Source organism: Streptomyces sp. NBC_01451 (assembly GCF_036227485.1).
Classification (GTDB): Bacteria; Actinomycetota; Actinomycetes; order Streptomycetales; family Streptomycetaceae; genus Streptomyces.
Genome location: NZ_CP109479.1, coordinates 4,247,833 through 4,263,564 on the forward strand (window position 1 = coordinate 4,247,833; position 15,732 = coordinate 4,263,564).

Below are 15,732 nucleotides of genomic sequence, written 5' to 3' on the forward strand. Positions count from 1 at the left end.
TTCAGGGCCGATGCGGGGGTCCGGGGGCGCAGCCCCGGTGACGTCCACACCAGCCGACCCGCACCGACGAGAGACACCTCACCGCACCCACCCGCTACCGTGGGCGGGATGAGCACCGAGGAGACACCGGCGCCGCGTTCCCTCGCGGAGGCGCTTCGCGCACGGGACGACGCGTCCCTGGCCGCGCTGCTGCGCACGCGTCCGGACCTCATCACCCCCGTCCCCACCGACCTCACCCAGCTGGCTACCCGTGCCGGCACCCGCGCGTCGGTCGTGCGTGCCCTGGAGCGCCTGGACAGGTTCACGCTCCAGACGGCACAGGCGCTGGCCGTGGCCCCGGACCCGGCGTCGTACGACGGTCTGCTGGCCCTCCTCGCGGGCGACGCCGCCGATCCGGCGGTCACCGCCGCCCTCCCCCGCGCCCTCGGCGTGCTGCGCGAGCAGGCCCTGGTGTGGGGCGGTACGGACCGGCTGCGTCTCGTCCGCACCGCTCGTGAGCTGCTGGCGCCCTCGCCGCAGCATCCGTCCCCGACGGGGCTCGGTCCGACGGTCGCGGAGGCGACGGCGGGGATGTCGCCGGGCCGGGTCCAGGAGATCGTGGCGGCGGCGGGGCTCACGTCGACGCACGACGCGGTGAGCGCGGTGGCCTCGCTGACCGCGCTGTTCACCGACCGCGGGCGGATGGCCGCGCTGCTCGACAGTGCCGCCTCGGACTCCGTGGACGTACTGCGGCGGCTCGTCTGGGGGCCGCCGTACGGCCAGGTCACCGCCGATCCGGCGCCCCACCTGCGCTGGCTGCTGGACCGGGGTCTGCTGCTCCCCACCTCGCCCGGAACGGTGGTGCTGCCGCGCGAGGTGGCCCTGCATCTGCGCGACGGCCGGGCGCACCGCACGACCGAGCCGTTGCCGCCGGGGATCGAGCCCGCCGCGACCCATCGTCCACAGGTTGTGGACAACGCGGCGGCCGGGCAGGCGTACACGGCGCTCGCGACCGTCGAGGAGCTGCTGAAGGACTGGGACGAGGGCGGCCCGGCGGTGCTGCGGGCCGGCGGGCTGAGCGTCCGTGACCTCAAGCGGACGGCCGTCGCCCTGGACGTGTCCGAGCCGGTGGCCGCGTTCTGGGTCGAACTCGCCTACGCGGCAGGCCTGTTGGCGTCCGACGGCGAGGCCGACGAGCGGTACGCGGCGACCCCCGCGTACGACGAGTGGCTGGAGTGGCCCTCGGCACAGCGGTGGGCACGGCTCGCGGAGGCGTGGCTGACGGCGACCCGGACGCCCGGTGTGATCGGCGGCCGGGACGCCAAGGACCGTACGCTGTCCGCCCTCGGCCCGGGTCTGGACCGGTCGGCGGCGCCGGAGGTACGGCACCGGGTGCTGGCCCTGCTGGCCGCTCTCCCGGAGGGCACGGCCCCGACCGTCGACTCGGTGCTGGCCCGTCTGCGCTGGGAGCGTCCGACGCGCGGCCCGCAGCAGGACCGGGAGGGCGACGAGGACCTGCGCACCAGGCTCGCCCGCTGGACCCTGGCCGAGGCGGAGTCGCTGGGCGTCACGGGACGGGGGGCACTGTCGTCCCAGGGCCGGGCGCTGCTGGGCCTGCCCGCCGCGCCGGTGAAGGCGCCCGAGCCGACCGGCCCGGGCGACAAACTCCCGGTCCACCACCACGACCACCACACCCATGCCGCCTCTTCCACCTCTTCCACCCATCCAGCCCCCGAGCCCCTCTCGGCGTCCGAGCAGGCCGTCGCCTCGGCCGCCGCGGCCCGCCTGCTCACCCCTCTCCTGCCCGAACCGCTCGACCACGTCCTCCTCCAGGCGGACCTGACGGCGGTGGCCCCCGGCCCCCTCAAGCGCCCGCTGGCCGACATGCTCGGCGTGCTCGCGGACGTCGAGTCGAAGGGCGGCGCGACGGTCTACCGCTTCACCCCGGGTTCCGTACGCCGTGCCCTGGACGCGGGCCGCGCCGCCTCCGACCTGCACGACTTCCTGACCGCCCACTCCCGTACGCCGGTCCCGCAGCCCCTCGCCTACCTCATCGACGACGTCGCGCGCAGACACGGACACCTGCGGATCGGCGCGGCCTCGGCCTACGTGCGCTGCGACGACGACGCGGTGCTCAGCGAGATCCTCGCCGACAAGCGGTCCGCGAACCTGCGCCTGCGGCGCCTGGCGCCCACGGTGCTGGCCGCCCAGACCGACCCGGCGGCACTCCTCGACGGTCTGCGCGCGATGGGCTTCGCCCCGGCCGCCGAGTCGGCCGAGGGAGACGTCCTGATCACCCGCGCCCACGCCCACCGCACCCCGCCCCGCACAGCCCCGGACCCGGTACCGGACGGCCCGCCGGCCCCCGACTCCACACTCCTCTCGGCGGCGATCCGGGCGATCCGGGCGGGCGACCTGGCCTCGACGACCCCGCGCAGACCGACGGAGACACCGGCCGCGAACGGCGACCTCCCGCGCACCAGCCCGGCCGAGACCCTGGCCACCATGCAGGCCGCGGTGATGACCGGCGAGGCCGTGTGGATCGGCTACGTCAACGCCGAGGGCGCCGCCAGCCAGCGCGTCATCGCCCCCATCCGCGTGGAGGGCGGCTTCGTGACGGCGTACGACCACACGGCGGACGAGGTACGGACGTACCCCCTGCACCGGGTCACCGGCGTGGCCGAGCTGGCGGAGGACGTGGACGGCTGAGGGAGATGGGCGGCTGAGCGGGACGGGTGGCGGGCGGGGGGCCGGGCGGCTGACGGCGGCCGGGACCCGCCCGTCGGCCGGTAGGGCACACTGGACGTTTGGCCGTAGGCCGTACGGAAGGGATGTGCACGTACGTGAATGGTCCACTTATCGTCCAGTCGGACAAAACCCTGCTCCTTGAGGTCGACCACGAGCAGGCCGGCGAGTGTCGTCGGGCCATCGCGCCGTTCGCCGAGCTGGAGCGGGCGCCGGAGCACATCCACACCTACCGGGTGACCCCGCTGGGCCTGTGGAACGCGCGGGCCGCCGGGCACGACGCCGAACAGGTCGTCGACGCGCTCGTGCAGTACAGCCGCTACCCCGTGCCGCACGCGCTGCTCGTCGACATCGCCGAGACGATGGACCGCTACGGCCGGCTGACCCTCTCCAAGCATCCGGCGCACGGGCTGGTCCTCACGACCACCGACCGTCCGATCCTCGAAGAGATCCTGCGTTCGAAGCGGATCATCCCGCTCGTCGGCGCCCGGCTCGACCCCGACACCGTGGCCGTGCATCCCTCCGAGCGCGGGCAGATCAAGCAGGTGCTGCTGAAGCTGGGCTGGCCGGCCGAGGACCTCGCCGGGTACGTCGACGGCGAGGCGCACGCGATCGAGCTGGCCGAGGACGGGTGGGCGCTGCGCCCCTACCAGCAGCAGGCCGTGGAGAACTTCTGGCACGGCGGCAGCGGAGTGGTCGTCCTTCCGTGCGGGGCGGGCAAGACACTGGTCGGGGCCGGGTCCATGGCCCAGGCGAAGGCCACCACGCTCATCCTCGTCACGAACACCGTCTCGGCCCGGCAGTGGAAGCACGAGCTGGTGAAGCGGACGTCGCTGACCGAGGAGGAGATCGGCGAGTACAGCGGGACCCGGAAGGAGATCCGGCCCGTCACCATCGCGACCTACCAGGTGCTCACGACCCGCCGCAAGGGCGTCTATCCGCACCTGGAGCTGTTCGACTCCCGCGACTGGGGGCTCATCATCTACGACGAGGTGCATCTGCTGCCCGCGCCCGTCTTCAAGTTCACCGCCGATCTTCAGGCCAGGCGCCGGCTCGGACTTACCGCGACCCTCGTACGGGAGGACGGGCGCGAGTCGGACGTCTTCTCGCTCATCGGGCCGAAGCGGTTCGACGCGCCCTGGAAGGAGATCGAGGCGCAGGGCTACATCGCGCCCGCGGACTGCGTCGAGGTGCGGGTCAACCTGACGGAGTCCGAGCGGCTCGCCTACGCCACCGCCGAGACCGAGGAGAAGTACCGCTTCTGCGCGACCACCGCGACCAAGCGCAAGGTCACGGAGGCGATCGTGCGGCGCTTCGCCGGGCAGCAGATCCTCGTCATCGGCCAGTACATCGACCAGCTCGACGAACTGGGCGAGCACCTGAACGCGCCCGTCATCAAGGGCGAGACACCGAACTCGCAGCGCGAGAAACTCTTCGACGCGTTCCGCCAGGGCGAGATCAGCGTCCTGGTCGTGTCCAAGGTCGCGAACTTCTCCATCGACCTGCCCGAGGCCACCGTGGCCATCCAGGTCTCCGGCACCTTCGGGTCACGGCAGGAGGAGGCCCAGCGGCTGGGCCGCGTACTGCGGCCGAAGGCCGACGGGCACAAGGCCCACTTCTACTCGGTGGTCGCCCGGGACACCCTCGACCAGGACTTCGCCGCGCACCGCCAGCGGTTCCTCGCGGAGCAGGGATACGCCTACCGGATCATGGACGCGGACGAGCTGCTGGCGGGGGACGCAGGAGGCACCGAGGGAACCACGGGCTGAGGGGTACGCCGCTCACCTGCGGCGCACGCCCGCCTCCTCCCCGTACTCGCCGAGGAGTACGACGCTCAGGGTGGCGCCGGCGAACACCCTGACGGCGCGGAGGGCGTCGCCGAAGGGGTGCCGGTGGCCGCCCCGCACGGGGGTGGCGCCGGAGCGGACGGAAGCCACGGAGGCTACGGACGCGGGGGTGAAGGATGCTGCGCTCATGTATCCATGGTTGCTTCCGGCGCCGCCGGTGCCATCGGCCTGCGGGTCCAACCTCCGTCGTCCCCCTGTACGACTCCGGGTGGACGTCTCCCCCACAGGAAGGTGGAGTCCGCCCCCTAGGGGACTGCGGATGCCGTACACCGAATATTGATTGGCCTCCGCCTCCTCCCGTCCCCTAGGATCTCCGATCTTGCCCGCCTCCCGTCGTGGAGCGCCGCCGCCCGGACGGAAACCGGTCGGCTTCTCGACGTCACACCCCAGCAGCAGATTCGCAGCAGGTATCCGGAGGCACCCCCTTGTCCAGCCCCGTCCCCGTTTCCGACGACCCGATTTCCGGCGACGCGACCGCCGACAACCCGACCGCCGACAACCCGCTCGGCCGGGAACGCTCCCATCTCGCCGCCTCCCGAGCGGCCCTGCGCGCGATGCGTGAGGACGCGGAGTCCCTCGACATCAGGGACGTCACCGCGAACTGGGTCAACGCGGCGGTCCTCTCCCACCAGATCGGCGAGCGGATCAAGGCCCTCGCCGACCTCAGTCACACCCCGCTGTTCTTCGGCCGCCTCGACTACCTGCACGCTCCTGGCGCCGAGCAGGCCGAGGGCGCGGAGGGCGAGCAGTTCTACATCGGGCGCCGGCACGTCCACGACGCCGACGGCGACCCCATGGTCATCGACTGGCGCGCGCCGGTGTCCCAGCCGTTCTACCGGGCCTCGAAGACGGACCCGCTGGACGTCGCCCTGCGCCGCCGCTTCGGCTACACCGGCGGAGACCTCACCGCGTACGAGGACGAGCACCTCTCCGACCCCACCGAGTCGGCGGCGACCAGCAAACTCCTCCAGCAGGAGATCGAGCGCCCGCGCGTGGGCCCGATGCGCGACATCGTGGCCACCATCCAGCCCGAACAGGACGAGATCGTACGCAGCGGGCTGGGCGGCTCGGTGTGCGTACAGGGGGGTCCCGGCACCGGAAAGACGGCAGTCGGTCTGCACCGGGTCGCGTATCTCCTCTACGCCCACCGCGAGCGCCTGGCCCGCACCGGCACCCTCGTCATCGGGCCGAACAGCTCCTTCCTCCACTACATCGAGCAAGTGCTGCCCGCGCTGGGCGAGTTGGAGGTCAAGCAGGCCACCGTCGACGACCTGGTGGCCCATGTCGAGGTGACCGGCACGGACGACGCGGCGGCGGCGATCGTCAAGGGCGACGCGAGGATGGCGGACGTCCTCCGGAACGCCGTCTACTCCCACGTGACGCTGCCCACCGAGCCCGTGATGGTCGTACGGGGTTCCCGGCGCTGGCGCATCCCCGCCTACGAACTGGAGGGCATCGTCAGGGAGTTGCTGGACCGCGGGATTCGCTACGGCGCCGCCCGCGAGGCCCTGCCGCAGCGCATCGCGCACGTGGTGCTGGTGCAGATGGAACGCTCGGGCGAGGCCCCGGACGACCGTGTGCAGGACGCCGTCGCCCGCAACGCGGCGGTGAAAGCCGCCGTGAAGGCGGTCTGGCCGCCCGTCGACCCCGCGAAACTCGTCCTGCGCCTGCTCACCGACGCCGACTTCCTGGCCGAGCACGCGGCCGGGATCCTCGACGAGGACGAGCAGCGGGAGATCCTCCGGACGAAGCCCGTACGGTCGGTGAAGGCGGCCAGGTGGTCGGCCGCGGACGCCGTGCTGATCGACGAGACGATCGACCTGGTCCAGCGCACGCACTCGCTCGGGCATGTCGTCCTGGACGAGGCGCAGGACCTCTCGCCGATGCAGTACCGGGCGGTGGGCCGGCGCTGCACGACCGGTTCGGCGACCGTCCTCGGCGACCTCGCGCAGGGCACCACGCCCTGGGCGACGAGGAGTTGGGACGAGGCTCTGGCCCACCTGGGCAAGCCGGACGCCGTGATCGAGGAACTGACGGCCGGTTTCCGCGTCCCGACGGACGTCATCACGTACGCCTCCCGGCTGCTCCCGCACATCGCCCCGGGTCTGACGCCGGTGGCGTCGGTGCGTGAGAACCCGGGTTTCTTCGACGTGCGGCAGATCGGCGACGACGCGGGTGAAGTGGTCGCCGCCTGCGAGGAGTTGCTGCGCAACGAGGGCTCGACCGGCCTGATCGCGGCGGACGCCCGTGTCCCGGCGCTGGCGAAGGCACTCACGGCGGCGGGCATCGGCCACCTCTCCCCGGGCGAGGAGACGACACAGGAGACCCGGCTGACCCTGGTCCCGGCGTCCCTCGCGAAGGGGCTGGAGTACGACTACGTGGTCCTCGACGAACCCCGGGCGGTTGTCGACGGCGAACCGGACGAGCGCACCGGCCTGCGGCGCCTGTACGTGGCCCTGACCCGAGCGGTGTCGGGGCTGATCGTGACCCACACGGCACCCCTACCGGGCGAGCTGGCCTGACGGCTGCCGTCCAGCCCGGGCCCGGGCACTCCAGCCCAGGCCCAGGCACTCCAGCCCGTCCGGCGCTTGAGGACAAGGCCCCTTCAGGGCCGACAGCGGGGGCCCGGGGGCGCAGCCCCCAGGAACAGGACGGGACGGGTAGGGGCGGCGGGGGCGAGAAACACCCCCGGACACGCCCCCCTCAGCCCGCGTCCAGCACCCCCCGCCACTCCGCGACCGCCCCCACCGACACCGGTCTCCCCCACCCCTCCGGCCGGGCCGCACCCCCGATGTGGAAGGCGTCCACACCCGCGGCCCGCAGCAGCGGCACATGCTCCAGACGCAACCCGCCCCCCACCAGCAGCCGTTGCTCATACCCCGGCTCCCCGCGCCGGGCCGCCTCCGCGAGCAGCGTGGGAAGCCCTTCGTCGACGCCGGCCGCCGATCCGGCGGTGAGGTAGGTGTCGAGACCGGGGAGCCCGTCGAGCTGCTTGCGCAGGGCGTCCCGGTCGACGGCGTGGTCGATCGCCCGGTGGAACGTCCACCGGCAGCCGTCGATCTCGCCCACGACCCGCTCGACCGCGGCGAGATCGACACCACCGTCCGCCCCCAGGAACCCCAGGACGAACTCCTCCGCGCCCACCGCCCGCAACTCCCCGGCGACCCCGGCCAACCGGTCGACATCCCCCGCGCCGAACCCGTCGGCCAGCCGCAGCATCACCCGCAGCGGGATGTCGACGACGGCCCGGATCCCGGCGAAGGCCGCGACCGTCGGGGTGAGCCCGTCGGCGGCCATGTCGGTGACCAGCTCCAGCCGGTCCGCCCCTCCGGCCCGGGCGGCGACGGCGTCCTCGACACCGAGGGCGATCACCTCCAGGACTGCGCGCTGGCTCATCGGACCCCTTCCCTCTTGGATTCCCCTTGGAGCGACTGCATGGCGACCATCTGGCAGCCGTTCGGCGACTACAGGTCTAGTCCAATCCAAGAATACGCCCGCGCGCCCCGTCCCCGTCACTCACCCGCCGAACATGTTCAGCTCCCCCGCCTCCACCCCCGCCAGCTCGTACGCGTATGCCCCCGCGCTCTCCCCGGTCATCGGCCGCCCCGCGTACAACCGCATCAGCGCCGCACCACCCCCGATGTACCGCCCCGGTGTCCGGGTCCCCGACGCATCCCCCAGCCACAACGGCTGGTCCAGCTCGTCGACGTCGGCATGGACCGGCACCAGCCCGCGCACCCGGCTCAGCCGCGCCAGCAGAGTCAGCGCGTAAGGCAGCCCGGGCCCCGCACAGGCCCCGGGCTCACCGAACGCCTCCCGTACGTCCCCGGCGTGCACCCTCCCCCACTGCCTCAAAGGCGTGGGGGGACCCCCACCCCAGCGCAGCCCCGTACAGCACCCCGCCGGCCCCGGCGATCACAGCCCCGGCCTCGCTCATCCCCTTCTCCAGCTCGTCCACGACCTGCGCGTTCGTCCAGTCACCCCGCTCGGCGATGTCCAGGTCGTTCGACTCGGGGGAGAACACGCCCTTCTCGAACCGCCCCTCCACCACCCTCGACAGCACGGCCGAGCAGTGCGCGACCACATCCCGCACGGTCCACTCGGGACACCCGGCGGTCACGATCCCGAAGTCGGCCTCGGGACGGGCCCGCAGCAGCGGTATCAGCGCGTCGCGCTCGACGGTCAGGAGCCGCCCGGGCAGCTCGGGGTCTCGTACGTCACGTTCATCGGCAGAAAACGTCATGCCTCCCACGCCAGTGGCGGACGCGTCCGCCCGGGAGAATGCCCGCATGCCCGATCAAGCCGACCTCGACGCTCTCCGTACCCGCTGGACCCGGTCCCTGGAAGCGGCCCGCCCCGGCGACGCCGAGGAGCTTCCCGACCCCGTCCCCTACGCCGACAACCTCCTCACCCGCTACCAGGAACCCCACCGCCGCTACCACACGCTCACCCACCTCACCGCGGTCCTCGACCACATCGACGTACTGGAAGCCGACGTGCGGGACGCCGACGTGCCGGAAGCGGAGCAAGCCGACACACCCGCCCCCGACCTCACTCCCGCCCCTGCGCCTGCCTCTCCCCCTCCTCCTGCTCCCGCCCTCGACCTCTCCCTGGTCCGCCTCGCCGCCTGGTTCCACGACGCCGTGTACGCGCCCGACCGCTCGGAGAACGAGGAGCGCTCCGCCCGTCTCGCCGAGCGGGCCCTTCCCGAGGCGGGCGTCTCCCCGGCGGGCACCGCGGAGGTGGCCCGTCTGGTACGCCTCACCGTCACCCACGCCCCCGCGCCCGGCGACCGCAACGGCGAGGTCCTGTGCGACGCGGACCTCGCGATCCTGGCCGCACCCCAGGACACGTACGCCGCGTACACGGCCGCCGTCCGCGAGGAGTACGCCTTCGTCCCGGAGGACGCCTTCAGGCAGGGCCGGGCAGCCGTACTGCGTCAACTCCTGGCCCTGCCAAAGCTGTTCCGGACGCCGTACGGCACGCGGCACTGGGAGAAGGCGGCGCGCGCCAACATCGCGGCGGAGCTGAAGCGGCTGGCCGAAGCGGGCTCGGGGCCGGTTTAATCCGTGTCCGTCACCGCACCCACCACCTATCCTCGCCGCATGCTGAGCATGGGCGGGAACGAAGTGGACGAGGCTGTCGCGGGCGCGGTGGCGCTGCTGGGGCAGGCGCTGGACCGGGACTGGGCGGAGATCAAGGCGGGGCGGCTGGAGTGGAGCTGCCGTCGGACGGCGGAGCATGTCGCGAGTGATCTCATCGCGTACGCCGGGCAGTTGGCGGGGCGGGCGAAGAGCACGTACGTCCCCTTCCAGATCGGCATCGACGGCCGCGAGGGCGGTATGGACCCCGCCGACAACGCGGGCATCCTCGATGTCATCACGACGACCGGCGCCCTGCTCACCGCCGCCGTCCGTACCGCACCCCGTGACGCGCGCGGCTTCCATCCGTACCCCTTCCGCAGCGCGAACCGCGAGGGCTTCGCCGCGATGGGCATCGCCGAAGTGCTGCTGCACACCCACGACATGGCGGAGGGCCTGGGGCTGCCGTACGAAGCGCCCGCGCACCTGGCGGAGTTCGTCCTCACCCGGATCTTCCCGCACGTCCGGCCCGGCCCCGACCACTGGCGGAACCTGCTCTGGGCGACCGGCCGCGCCGAGCTCCCCGGCCGCGCCCGGCCCACCGGGTGGCACTGGACCAACAATCTCGTCCTGGACACCGAACGGCTCCGCCTGGAGGGCGTCACCCCGGCCGCCGCCGCCGATCTGAGCGTGGGCGGCACCGGCGGCTTCGACTGGATCGAGGGCGGCCCGTTCGAGGGCACACGGGAGGCCGCCGGGATGACGACGAAGGCCTATGAAGCGGGCGTACACCGCCCGGAGTTCGGCCTGTTCGTCCTGGTGCGGCGGGAGGACGACCGCGCGGTCGGCGGCATGGGCTTCCACGGCGCTCCCGACGAGGAGGGCAAGGCCGAGGTCGGCTACGACCTCGCGGAAGCCGCCCGCGGCAACGGCTACGCCACGGAGGCGCTGCGCACACTGGCGGAATGGGCCCTGGCCCGGGACGACGTGAGGTCGCTGTTCGCGACGATCGAGCCGCGGAACGTCCCGTCCCAGGGGGTGATCGCCCGCGTCGGATTCGTGCCGGTGAGCGCGGAACCCGACGAGGAGGGCCTACAGGCCTACGAGTTGCGCGGCTGACGCCCAGGCCGACCGGACCCGCCGGACCCGCCCGGCCCGCCAGGCCCCTCCGGCCCGCCCGCCGTCTTCCGCCTGCGCAGTCCCGCCCCGTGCAGCAGCCGCACCACCTCGCGGCTGCTGACCTCCACCGCCCCCGCGGCCACCACGTCCCCGTACCGATGCGACGGGATGTCGTAGTGGTCGCGCTCGAAGGCCCGCCGGGGTACGCCCAACTCGTCGGCGAACGTGTGCAGTTCCTCGTACGAGACATCGCTGACGAGGTGGGACCACACGCGGCCGTGGCCGGGCCAGACGGGCGGGTCTATGTAGATGGTCACGAGGACGCCGTCCCGCCCGAGGCGGTGCCCAGCGCCCCGACCGCCGCGACCCGCACCCCCGCCTTGTGGCACACCCACTGGGGATCGGGGCCCAACTCCGGTTCCACCTCAAGGGCGTGCGGGTCGCCGCCGCCGCAGACCGGGCAGAGCGGCCAGCGGCCGTAGGTCTCCAGCAGTGCGTCCTGGACGTCCTGGGCGACCAGCCCGGCCACGAAGTCCGCGCCGTCCGGCCACTGCTCGACCCACCAGCGGCGCTGTACGACCGACTCCTCGACCATCGAGACGACATCCGCCTCGGCGACCTCGCGCGCGGCCAGGTCGGCGAGGACGAGGGCGCGTGCCGCGTGCAACGCCTGCTCCAGGCGGGTGATGGAGGCCTCGGGGTCGCCGGTGGGGGTCATGCACCCATTGTGCGCACTCTTGACCGTACGTCCGAATCGAAAATATCTTTCATCATGTGAGCCGAGACGTGAAGGAAATTTTCGGAGCAGCGGCGGGCACGGTCGGTGGAGCCGGCGGATCCGGCGGACCGGGTGTCACCCCGCCCGCGCCCGCCGCCCTCGCCGCCAAGGTGCGGACGCTGGCGCCCTCCATGACGCGCTCCATGCAGCGCGTCGCGGAGGCGGTCGCCGCGGACCCGGCCGGCTGCGCGGCCCTCACGGTCACCGGTCTCGCCGAACTCACCGGCACCAGCGAGGCGACGGTCGTCCGTACGTCCCGGCTCCTCGGCTATCCCGGCTACCGCGACCTGCGCCTCGCCCTCGCGGGCCTGGCCGCCCAGCAGCAGTCGGGGCGCTCCCCCGCCGTGACGGCCGACATCGCGGTCGACGACCCGATCGCGGACGTCGTGGCGAAACTGGCGTACGACGAGCAGCAGACCCTCGCCGACACGGCCGCCGGGCTGGACACGGCCCAGCTGTCCGCCGCCGTCGGCGCACTGGCCGCCGCCCGGCGCATCGACATCTACGGTGTCGGCGCCTCCGGTCTGGTCGCCCAGGACCTCACCCAGAAGCTGCTGCGCATAGGGCTGATAGCGCACGCCCACAGCGACCCGCACCTCGCCGTCACCAACGCCGTGCAACTGCGCGCGAAGGACGTCGCCGTCGCGATCACGCACTCCGGGTCGACCGGGGACGTGATCGAGCCACTGCGCGTCGCCTTCGAACACGGGGCCACGACCGTCGCGATCACCGGGCGGCCCGACGGACCCGTCTCGCAGTACGCCGACCACATCCTGACCACCTCCACGGCCCGCGAGAGCGAACTGCGCCCGGCTGCCATGTCGTCGCGCACCAGCCAACTCCTCGTCGTGGACTGCCTGTTCATAGGCGTGGCGCAGCGAACGTACGAGACGGCCGCGCCCGCGCTCTCCGCCTCCTACGAAGCCCTCGCCCACCGCCACACCCCGCGCAGCAGCGGCACGGCAGCACGCCGCTAGGCCCGCCCGCGCCCGGACGTCTCCCCGTCCGGGCCGCACACCGACAGCCACAACACCGGTGGCCGCGCCGACACACCGGCACCGGAAGATCCGAAAGAGCAGCACGCCATGACCTCAACCGCTGACGCCTCCTCCAACCACCGCGCCCTGAAAGAGGAGTTGGAGTCGCTGACGACGGAGGCGTTCCGCCCGGAGCTGGCCGACATCGACCAGTTGCCCACCCTCGACATCGCCAGGCTGATGAACGCCGAGGACACGACCGTCCCGGCCGCCGTCGCCGAACGGCTCCCGGAGATCGCCGCCGCGATCGACGCCCTGGCCGCCCGGATGGCACGCGGGGGCCGCCTGGTCTACGCGGGCGCCGGTACGCCGGGCCGGCTCGGCGTGCTGGACGCCTCCGAGTGCCCGCCCACCTTCAACACCGACCCCGCGCAGGTCACGGGCGTGATCGCGGGCGGCCCCGAGGCCATGGTCACCTCCGTCGAGGGCGCCGAGGACTCCAAGGAGCTGGCCGCCGGTGACCTCGACGCGCTCGGCGTCACCGGACTCGACACAGTGGTCGGCGTCTCGGCGTCCGGCCGTACGCCGTACGCGGTCGGCGCCGTCGAACACGCCCGCGCGCTGGGCGCGTTGACGATCGGCCTGTCCTGCAACGCGCACAGCGCGCTCGCGGCGGCGGCCGACCACGGCATCGAGGTCGTCGTCGGCCCCGAACTGCTGACCGGCTCGACCCGGCTCAAGGCGGGCACGGCCCAGAAGCTGGTCCTCAACATGCTGTCGACGATCACGATGATCCGGCTCGGCAAGACGTACGGGAACCTGATGGTCGACGTACGGGCGTCGAACGAGAAGCTCCGGGCCCGCTCCCGCCGGATCGTCGCCCTGGCTACCGGTGCGGGCGACGACGAGATCGAGGCGGCGCTCGCGGCGACGGACGGGGAGACGAAGAACGCGATCCTCGTCGTCCTCGGCTCGGTCGACGGCCCGACGGCAGCGCGTCTCCTCGCGGAGAACGACGGCCACCTGCGCGCCGCACTGGCGGCTGCACCCCACTGACTCCCGCGGACTCCCGCCGCCCCTCTGACTCCCCGCTGATTCACTCACCCGTTCGCGGGTCGGGCAGGATGGGCGCCATGACCGAGATCCACACCCCTCGCCTCCTCCTCCGCCGCTGGACCGACGACGACCTCGTGCCCCTGTCGGAGATCCTCGCGGACTCCCAGGTCATGCGGTGGATCGACGACGGTTCGGTGCGCGACCTGGAGTACGCGGCGGAGGCCATCGAGCGGTGGGAGGAGGAGTGGGACGAGGAGGGTTTCGGCCTCTTCGCCGTCGAACTGCTCGCCTCGGGTGAACTGATCGGCGCCGTCGGTCTGTCCGTGCCCGCGTTCCTGCCGGAGGTGGCGCACGACGTCGCGATCAGCTGGCTGCTCGGCTCCCAGTTCTGGGGCCAGGGCTACGCCTCCGAGGCCGCCCACGCCACCCTGGAGTTCGCCCTCCAGGACCGCGGCCTCGACCGCGTGATCAGCATCAGCAGAGGCGGCGACGACGCCTCCGAGAACATCATCCGCAAGCTGGGCCTGACGGAGGAACGGGACACGACCCACCCGGTGTACGGCCACCAGCTGCTCGTGCACGCGATCGACCTGACGGAGTTCGAGGCGTAGCCCGACCCGGCCGGCATACGCGCACCCGCGCCCGCGTTGTCAGTGGCGTGTGCGACGGTTGAGTCCGCCGGGCGCTGACCGCCCGACGCAACGCACGCACGCCTTCGGATACGCAGGCGTTCAGACACGCAGGTACTCAGCGCAGTTACGCAGGTACGCACGCCGAAGGGACGAGAACCGTGAACCACGCCCAGCTGACCGCCCTCGGGCGAGCCCTGCGCGTCCTCGGCGAGCACGGGGACGCGCTCGGCGGCGACACCGCCGACGCGAAACTGCACGAGATCAAGGCCGACCTGAAAAGGGCCCTGGCGATCCTGGACGACACGGTGACCGGCTCGGCGCCCACCACCCGCTGCGCCGAGCACCCCAACGGCCCGGTCGACGAGAGCGCGAGCGACCTCTGCCTGCTCTGCGAGACCCGCCGCCGCAGCGCCCGCCGCTCCCAACAGAACGGCACGTATCCGCAGGCCCGCCACACCGACCCGGACACGGCACCCCCCGAGCGCACGATGTCCCGCTACGGCGTACGCGCCGACCGTCCCGAGTCCCAGCAGCGCTGGATCCCCGAGGTGTGGACCGGCCAGAACTGGCAGCTCTGCGGCACCCCGCGCCGCGACCGCCAGGAGGCCGAGCGCTACCTCTCCGCCGAGCGCCGCGCCCCCCGCCCCGGAATCGCCTACCGCCTGGTCCACGAGTTCACCGACTACGAGGTCCTGCGCATCTGGGGCACACCGATGAAGGTGGACATCGAGCCGATGGGGAACCTGTAGTCCTCCCCGGCAGCCTCTCCGGTCAGAAAAGCCCTCCGTGCCCTCGCTCACGGCACGGACCCACGCTCCACGACCCACTCGACGGGCTGCCCTGTGATGTCGGCGATGTGCTCGAAGTCGCCGTCGTAGTGCAGCACCGTCACTCCGTACCGCTCAGCCGTGGCAGCGATCAGCAGGTCCGGGATGGACGCCTCGCGGTGCATGCCTTTCTCCGCCAGAAGCCCTTGGACCTCGATGGCCCGAGCGCCGATCTCATCGGTGAGAGGCAGCCACTCGAAGCCCTTGCGGACCGACCGACCCGCCGCATGCTCTTCGCCGTTACGAGCGCTGAACAGGATCTCGAGGTCGATCACAGCGCACGCCGCCAGGAGCCCCCGCTGCACAAGTGGCATCAACACAGACCTGACCGACGGGTTTCCGGTACGCGCCCACACACTCTTGTCGACGAGATACCGCTCTACCGCCACGCCTTCGCCATCACTTCCGGATCGCCGAGGTCGCTGAAGACCCCGTCTTCCAGCATGTCCATGAACCGCTGCCGCTTCGCCGCCGCCACGAACTCCGCCAGGGCGCCGTTCACCGTGGCTCGCTTGGTCGTGGTGCCCAGTATTTCCGCGGCCTCGGCAATGAGTGCATCATCGAGGTCGATCATGGTACGCGACACAGCTTCCTCCATACACACGATTCCCTCTCCTCAGTATGCATCGATTCCCTCAGAAATGGTGCCCTGAGCAATTCCCGCAGCTCGGCTCCGACCGGCCGGACCGCA

At 72.4% G+C, this 15,732-nt stretch carries 15 protein-coding genes and 1 pseudogene; 9 read left to right on the forward strand and 7 right to left on the reverse strand.

Annotated elements, in window-relative coordinates:
- The first annotated feature begins 108 nt into the window (after positions 1–108).
- Together OG595_RS18380 and OG595_RS18385 are read left to right on the forward strand one after the other, a co-directional pair.
- Complete coding sequence (locus tag OG595_RS18380) at positions 109–2,688, forward strand: helicase C-terminal domain-containing protein (protein WP_329273451.1); 2,580 nt, start codon at positions 109–111, stop codon at positions 2,686–2,688.
- A 134-nt stretch (positions 2,689–2,822) separates the two neighbouring features.
- Positions 2,823–4,493, forward strand: coding sequence for a DNA repair helicase XPB (locus OG595_RS18385; protein ID WP_329273453.1), 1,671 nt, complete (start codon positions 2,823–2,825; stop codon positions 4,491–4,493).
- Between the two features lie 12 nt (positions 4,494–4,505).
- Here OG595_RS18385 and OG595_RS18390 read toward each other — a convergent pair whose 3' ends face one another.
- The gene (locus OG595_RS18390; protein WP_329273454.1) at positions 4,506–4,700 is read right to left on the reverse strand and encodes a hypothetical protein; all 195 of its coding nucleotides are present in this window, start codon (positions 4,698–4,700) and stop codon (positions 4,506–4,508) included.
- Positions 4,701–5,029: 329 nt separating this feature from the next.
- Between OG595_RS18390 and OG595_RS18395 the strand changes: the two genes are divergently transcribed.
- Positions 5,030–7,093, forward strand: a complete 2,064-nt coding sequence (locus tag OG595_RS18395) for a HelD family protein (protein WP_329282995.1) — start codon at positions 5,030–5,032, stop codon at positions 7,091–7,093.
- Positions 7,094–7,274: 181 nt separating this feature from the next.
- On the opposite strand, the gene OG595_RS18400 is transcribed toward OG595_RS18395, so the two are convergent.
- Together OG595_RS18400 and OG595_RS18405 are read right to left on the reverse strand one after the other, a co-directional pair.
- Entirely contained in the window at positions 7,275–7,967 is a 693-nt protein-coding gene (locus tag OG595_RS18400; RefSeq protein ID WP_329273456.1) for a copper homeostasis protein CutC, read from the reverse strand.
- A gap of 120 nt (positions 7,968–8,087) precedes the next feature.
- Positions 8,088–8,814, reverse strand: a pseudogene (locus OG595_RS18405) (maleylpyruvate isomerase family mycothiol-dependent enzyme).
- Positions 8,815–8,860: 46 nt separating this feature from the next.
- Between OG595_RS18405 and OG595_RS18410 the strand changes: the two are divergent.
- On the forward strand, positions 8,861–9,637 hold the full coding sequence (locus OG595_RS18410; RefSeq protein WP_329273458.1) for an HD domain-containing protein: 777 nt from the start codon (positions 8,861–8,863) through the stop codon (positions 9,635–9,637).
- A gap of 39 nt (positions 9,638–9,676) precedes the next feature.
- Complete coding sequence (locus OG595_RS18415; protein WP_443073065.1) at positions 9,677–10,771, forward strand: GNAT family N-acetyltransferase; 1,095 nt, start codon at positions 9,677–9,679, stop codon at positions 10,769–10,771.
- Here the strand turns inward: OG595_RS18415 and OG595_RS18420 are convergent.
- Positions 10,753–11,088: a DUF4031 domain-containing protein gene (locus OG595_RS18420; protein ID WP_329273460.1), complete on the reverse strand. Its 336-nt coding sequence runs from the start codon at positions 11,086–11,088 to the stop codon at positions 10,753–10,755. The genes OG595_RS18415 and OG595_RS18420 overlap by 19 nt on opposite strands.
- A complete protein-coding gene (locus OG595_RS18425; protein ID WP_329273461.1) occupies positions 11,085–11,489 on the reverse strand; it encodes a hypothetical protein in 405 nt (134 codons plus the stop codon). Before OG595_RS18425 ends, OG595_RS18420 begins: the two co-directional genes overlap by 4 nt.
- 56 nt (positions 11,490–11,545) lie before the next feature.
- Here OG595_RS18425 and OG595_RS18430 point away from each other — a divergent pair, with 56 nt between their 5' ends.
- The 4 genes from OG595_RS18430 to OG595_RS18445 all read left to right on the forward strand — a co-directional run bounded on the left by OG595_RS18430 (position 11,546) and on the right by OG595_RS18445 (position 14,963).
- Entirely contained in the window at positions 11,546–12,526 is a 981-nt protein-coding gene (locus tag OG595_RS18430) for a MurR/RpiR family transcriptional regulator (RefSeq protein WP_329273462.1), read from the forward strand.
- A 108-nt stretch (positions 12,527–12,634) separates the two neighbouring features.
- Positions 12,635–13,582 (forward strand): N-acetylmuramic acid 6-phosphate etherase, encoded by a 948-nt coding sequence (gene murQ / locus OG595_RS18435; protein WP_329273464.1) that lies wholly within the window; start codon positions 12,635–12,637, stop codon positions 13,580–13,582.
- A 77-nt stretch (positions 13,583–13,659) separates the two neighbouring features.
- Positions 13,660–14,193: a GNAT family N-acetyltransferase gene (locus tag OG595_RS18440; protein WP_329273465.1), complete on the forward strand. Its 534-nt coding sequence runs from the start codon at positions 13,660–13,662 to the stop codon at positions 14,191–14,193.
- A gap of 179 nt (positions 14,194–14,372) precedes the next feature.
- Positions 14,373–14,963 (forward strand): hypothetical protein, encoded by a 591-nt coding sequence (locus OG595_RS18445; RefSeq protein ID WP_329273466.1) that lies wholly within the window; start codon positions 14,373–14,375, stop codon positions 14,961–14,963.
- Positions 14,964–15,010: 47 nt separating this feature from the next.
- On the opposite strand, the gene OG595_RS18450 is transcribed toward OG595_RS18445, so the two are convergent.
- Both OG595_RS18450 and OG595_RS18455 read right to left on the reverse strand, forming a co-directional pair.
- On the reverse strand, positions 15,011–15,430 hold the full coding sequence (locus OG595_RS18450; protein ID WP_329273467.1) for a PIN domain nuclease: 420 nt from the start codon (positions 15,428–15,430) through the stop codon (positions 15,011–15,013).
- Positions 15,421–15,639 (reverse strand): type II toxin-antitoxin system VapB family antitoxin, encoded by a 219-nt coding sequence (locus OG595_RS18455; RefSeq protein ID WP_329273469.1) that lies wholly within the window; start codon positions 15,637–15,639, stop codon positions 15,421–15,423. Before OG595_RS18455 ends, OG595_RS18450 begins: the two co-directional genes overlap by 10 nt.
- Positions 15,640–15,732 lie beyond the last annotated feature (93 nt).

What these genes read in the sequence shown, in the direction of transcription:
- OG595_RS18380 (WP_329273451.1), top strand. Translation starts at nt 109, where the DNA reads ATGAGCACCGAGGAGACACCGGCGCCGCGTTCCCTCGCGGAGGCGCTT.
- OG595_RS18390 (WP_329273454.1), bottom strand. Translation starts at nt 4,700, where the DNA reads ATGAGCGCAGCATCCTTCACCCCCGCGTCCGTAGCCTCCGTGGCTTCC.
- OG595_RS18400 (WP_329273456.1), bottom strand. Translation starts at nt 7,967, where the DNA reads ATGAGCCAGCGCGCAGTCCTGGAGGTGATCGCCCTCGGTGTCGAGGAC.
- OG595_RS18410 (WP_329273458.1), top strand. Translation starts at nt 8,861, where the DNA reads ATGCCCGATCAAGCCGACCTCGACGCTCTCCGTACCCGCTGGACCCGG.
- OG595_RS18415 (WP_443073065.1), top strand. Translation starts at nt 9,677, where the DNA reads ATGCTGAGCATGGGCGGGAACGAAGTGGACGAGGCTGTCGCGGGCGCG.
- OG595_RS18425 (WP_329273461.1), bottom strand. Translation starts at nt 11,489, where the DNA reads ATGACCCCCACCGGCGACCCCGAGGCCTCCATCACCCGCCTGGAGCAG.
- murQ (WP_329273464.1), top strand. Translation starts at nt 12,635, where the DNA reads ATGACCTCAACCGCTGACGCCTCCTCCAACCACCGCGCCCTGAAAGAG.
- OG595_RS18440 (WP_329273465.1), top strand. Translation starts at nt 13,660, where the DNA reads ATGACCGAGATCCACACCCCTCGCCTCCTCCTCCGCCGCTGGACCGAC.
- OG595_RS18455 (WP_329273469.1), bottom strand. Translation starts at nt 15,639, where the DNA reads ATGGAGGAAGCTGTGTCGCGTACCATGATCGACCTCGATGATGCACTC.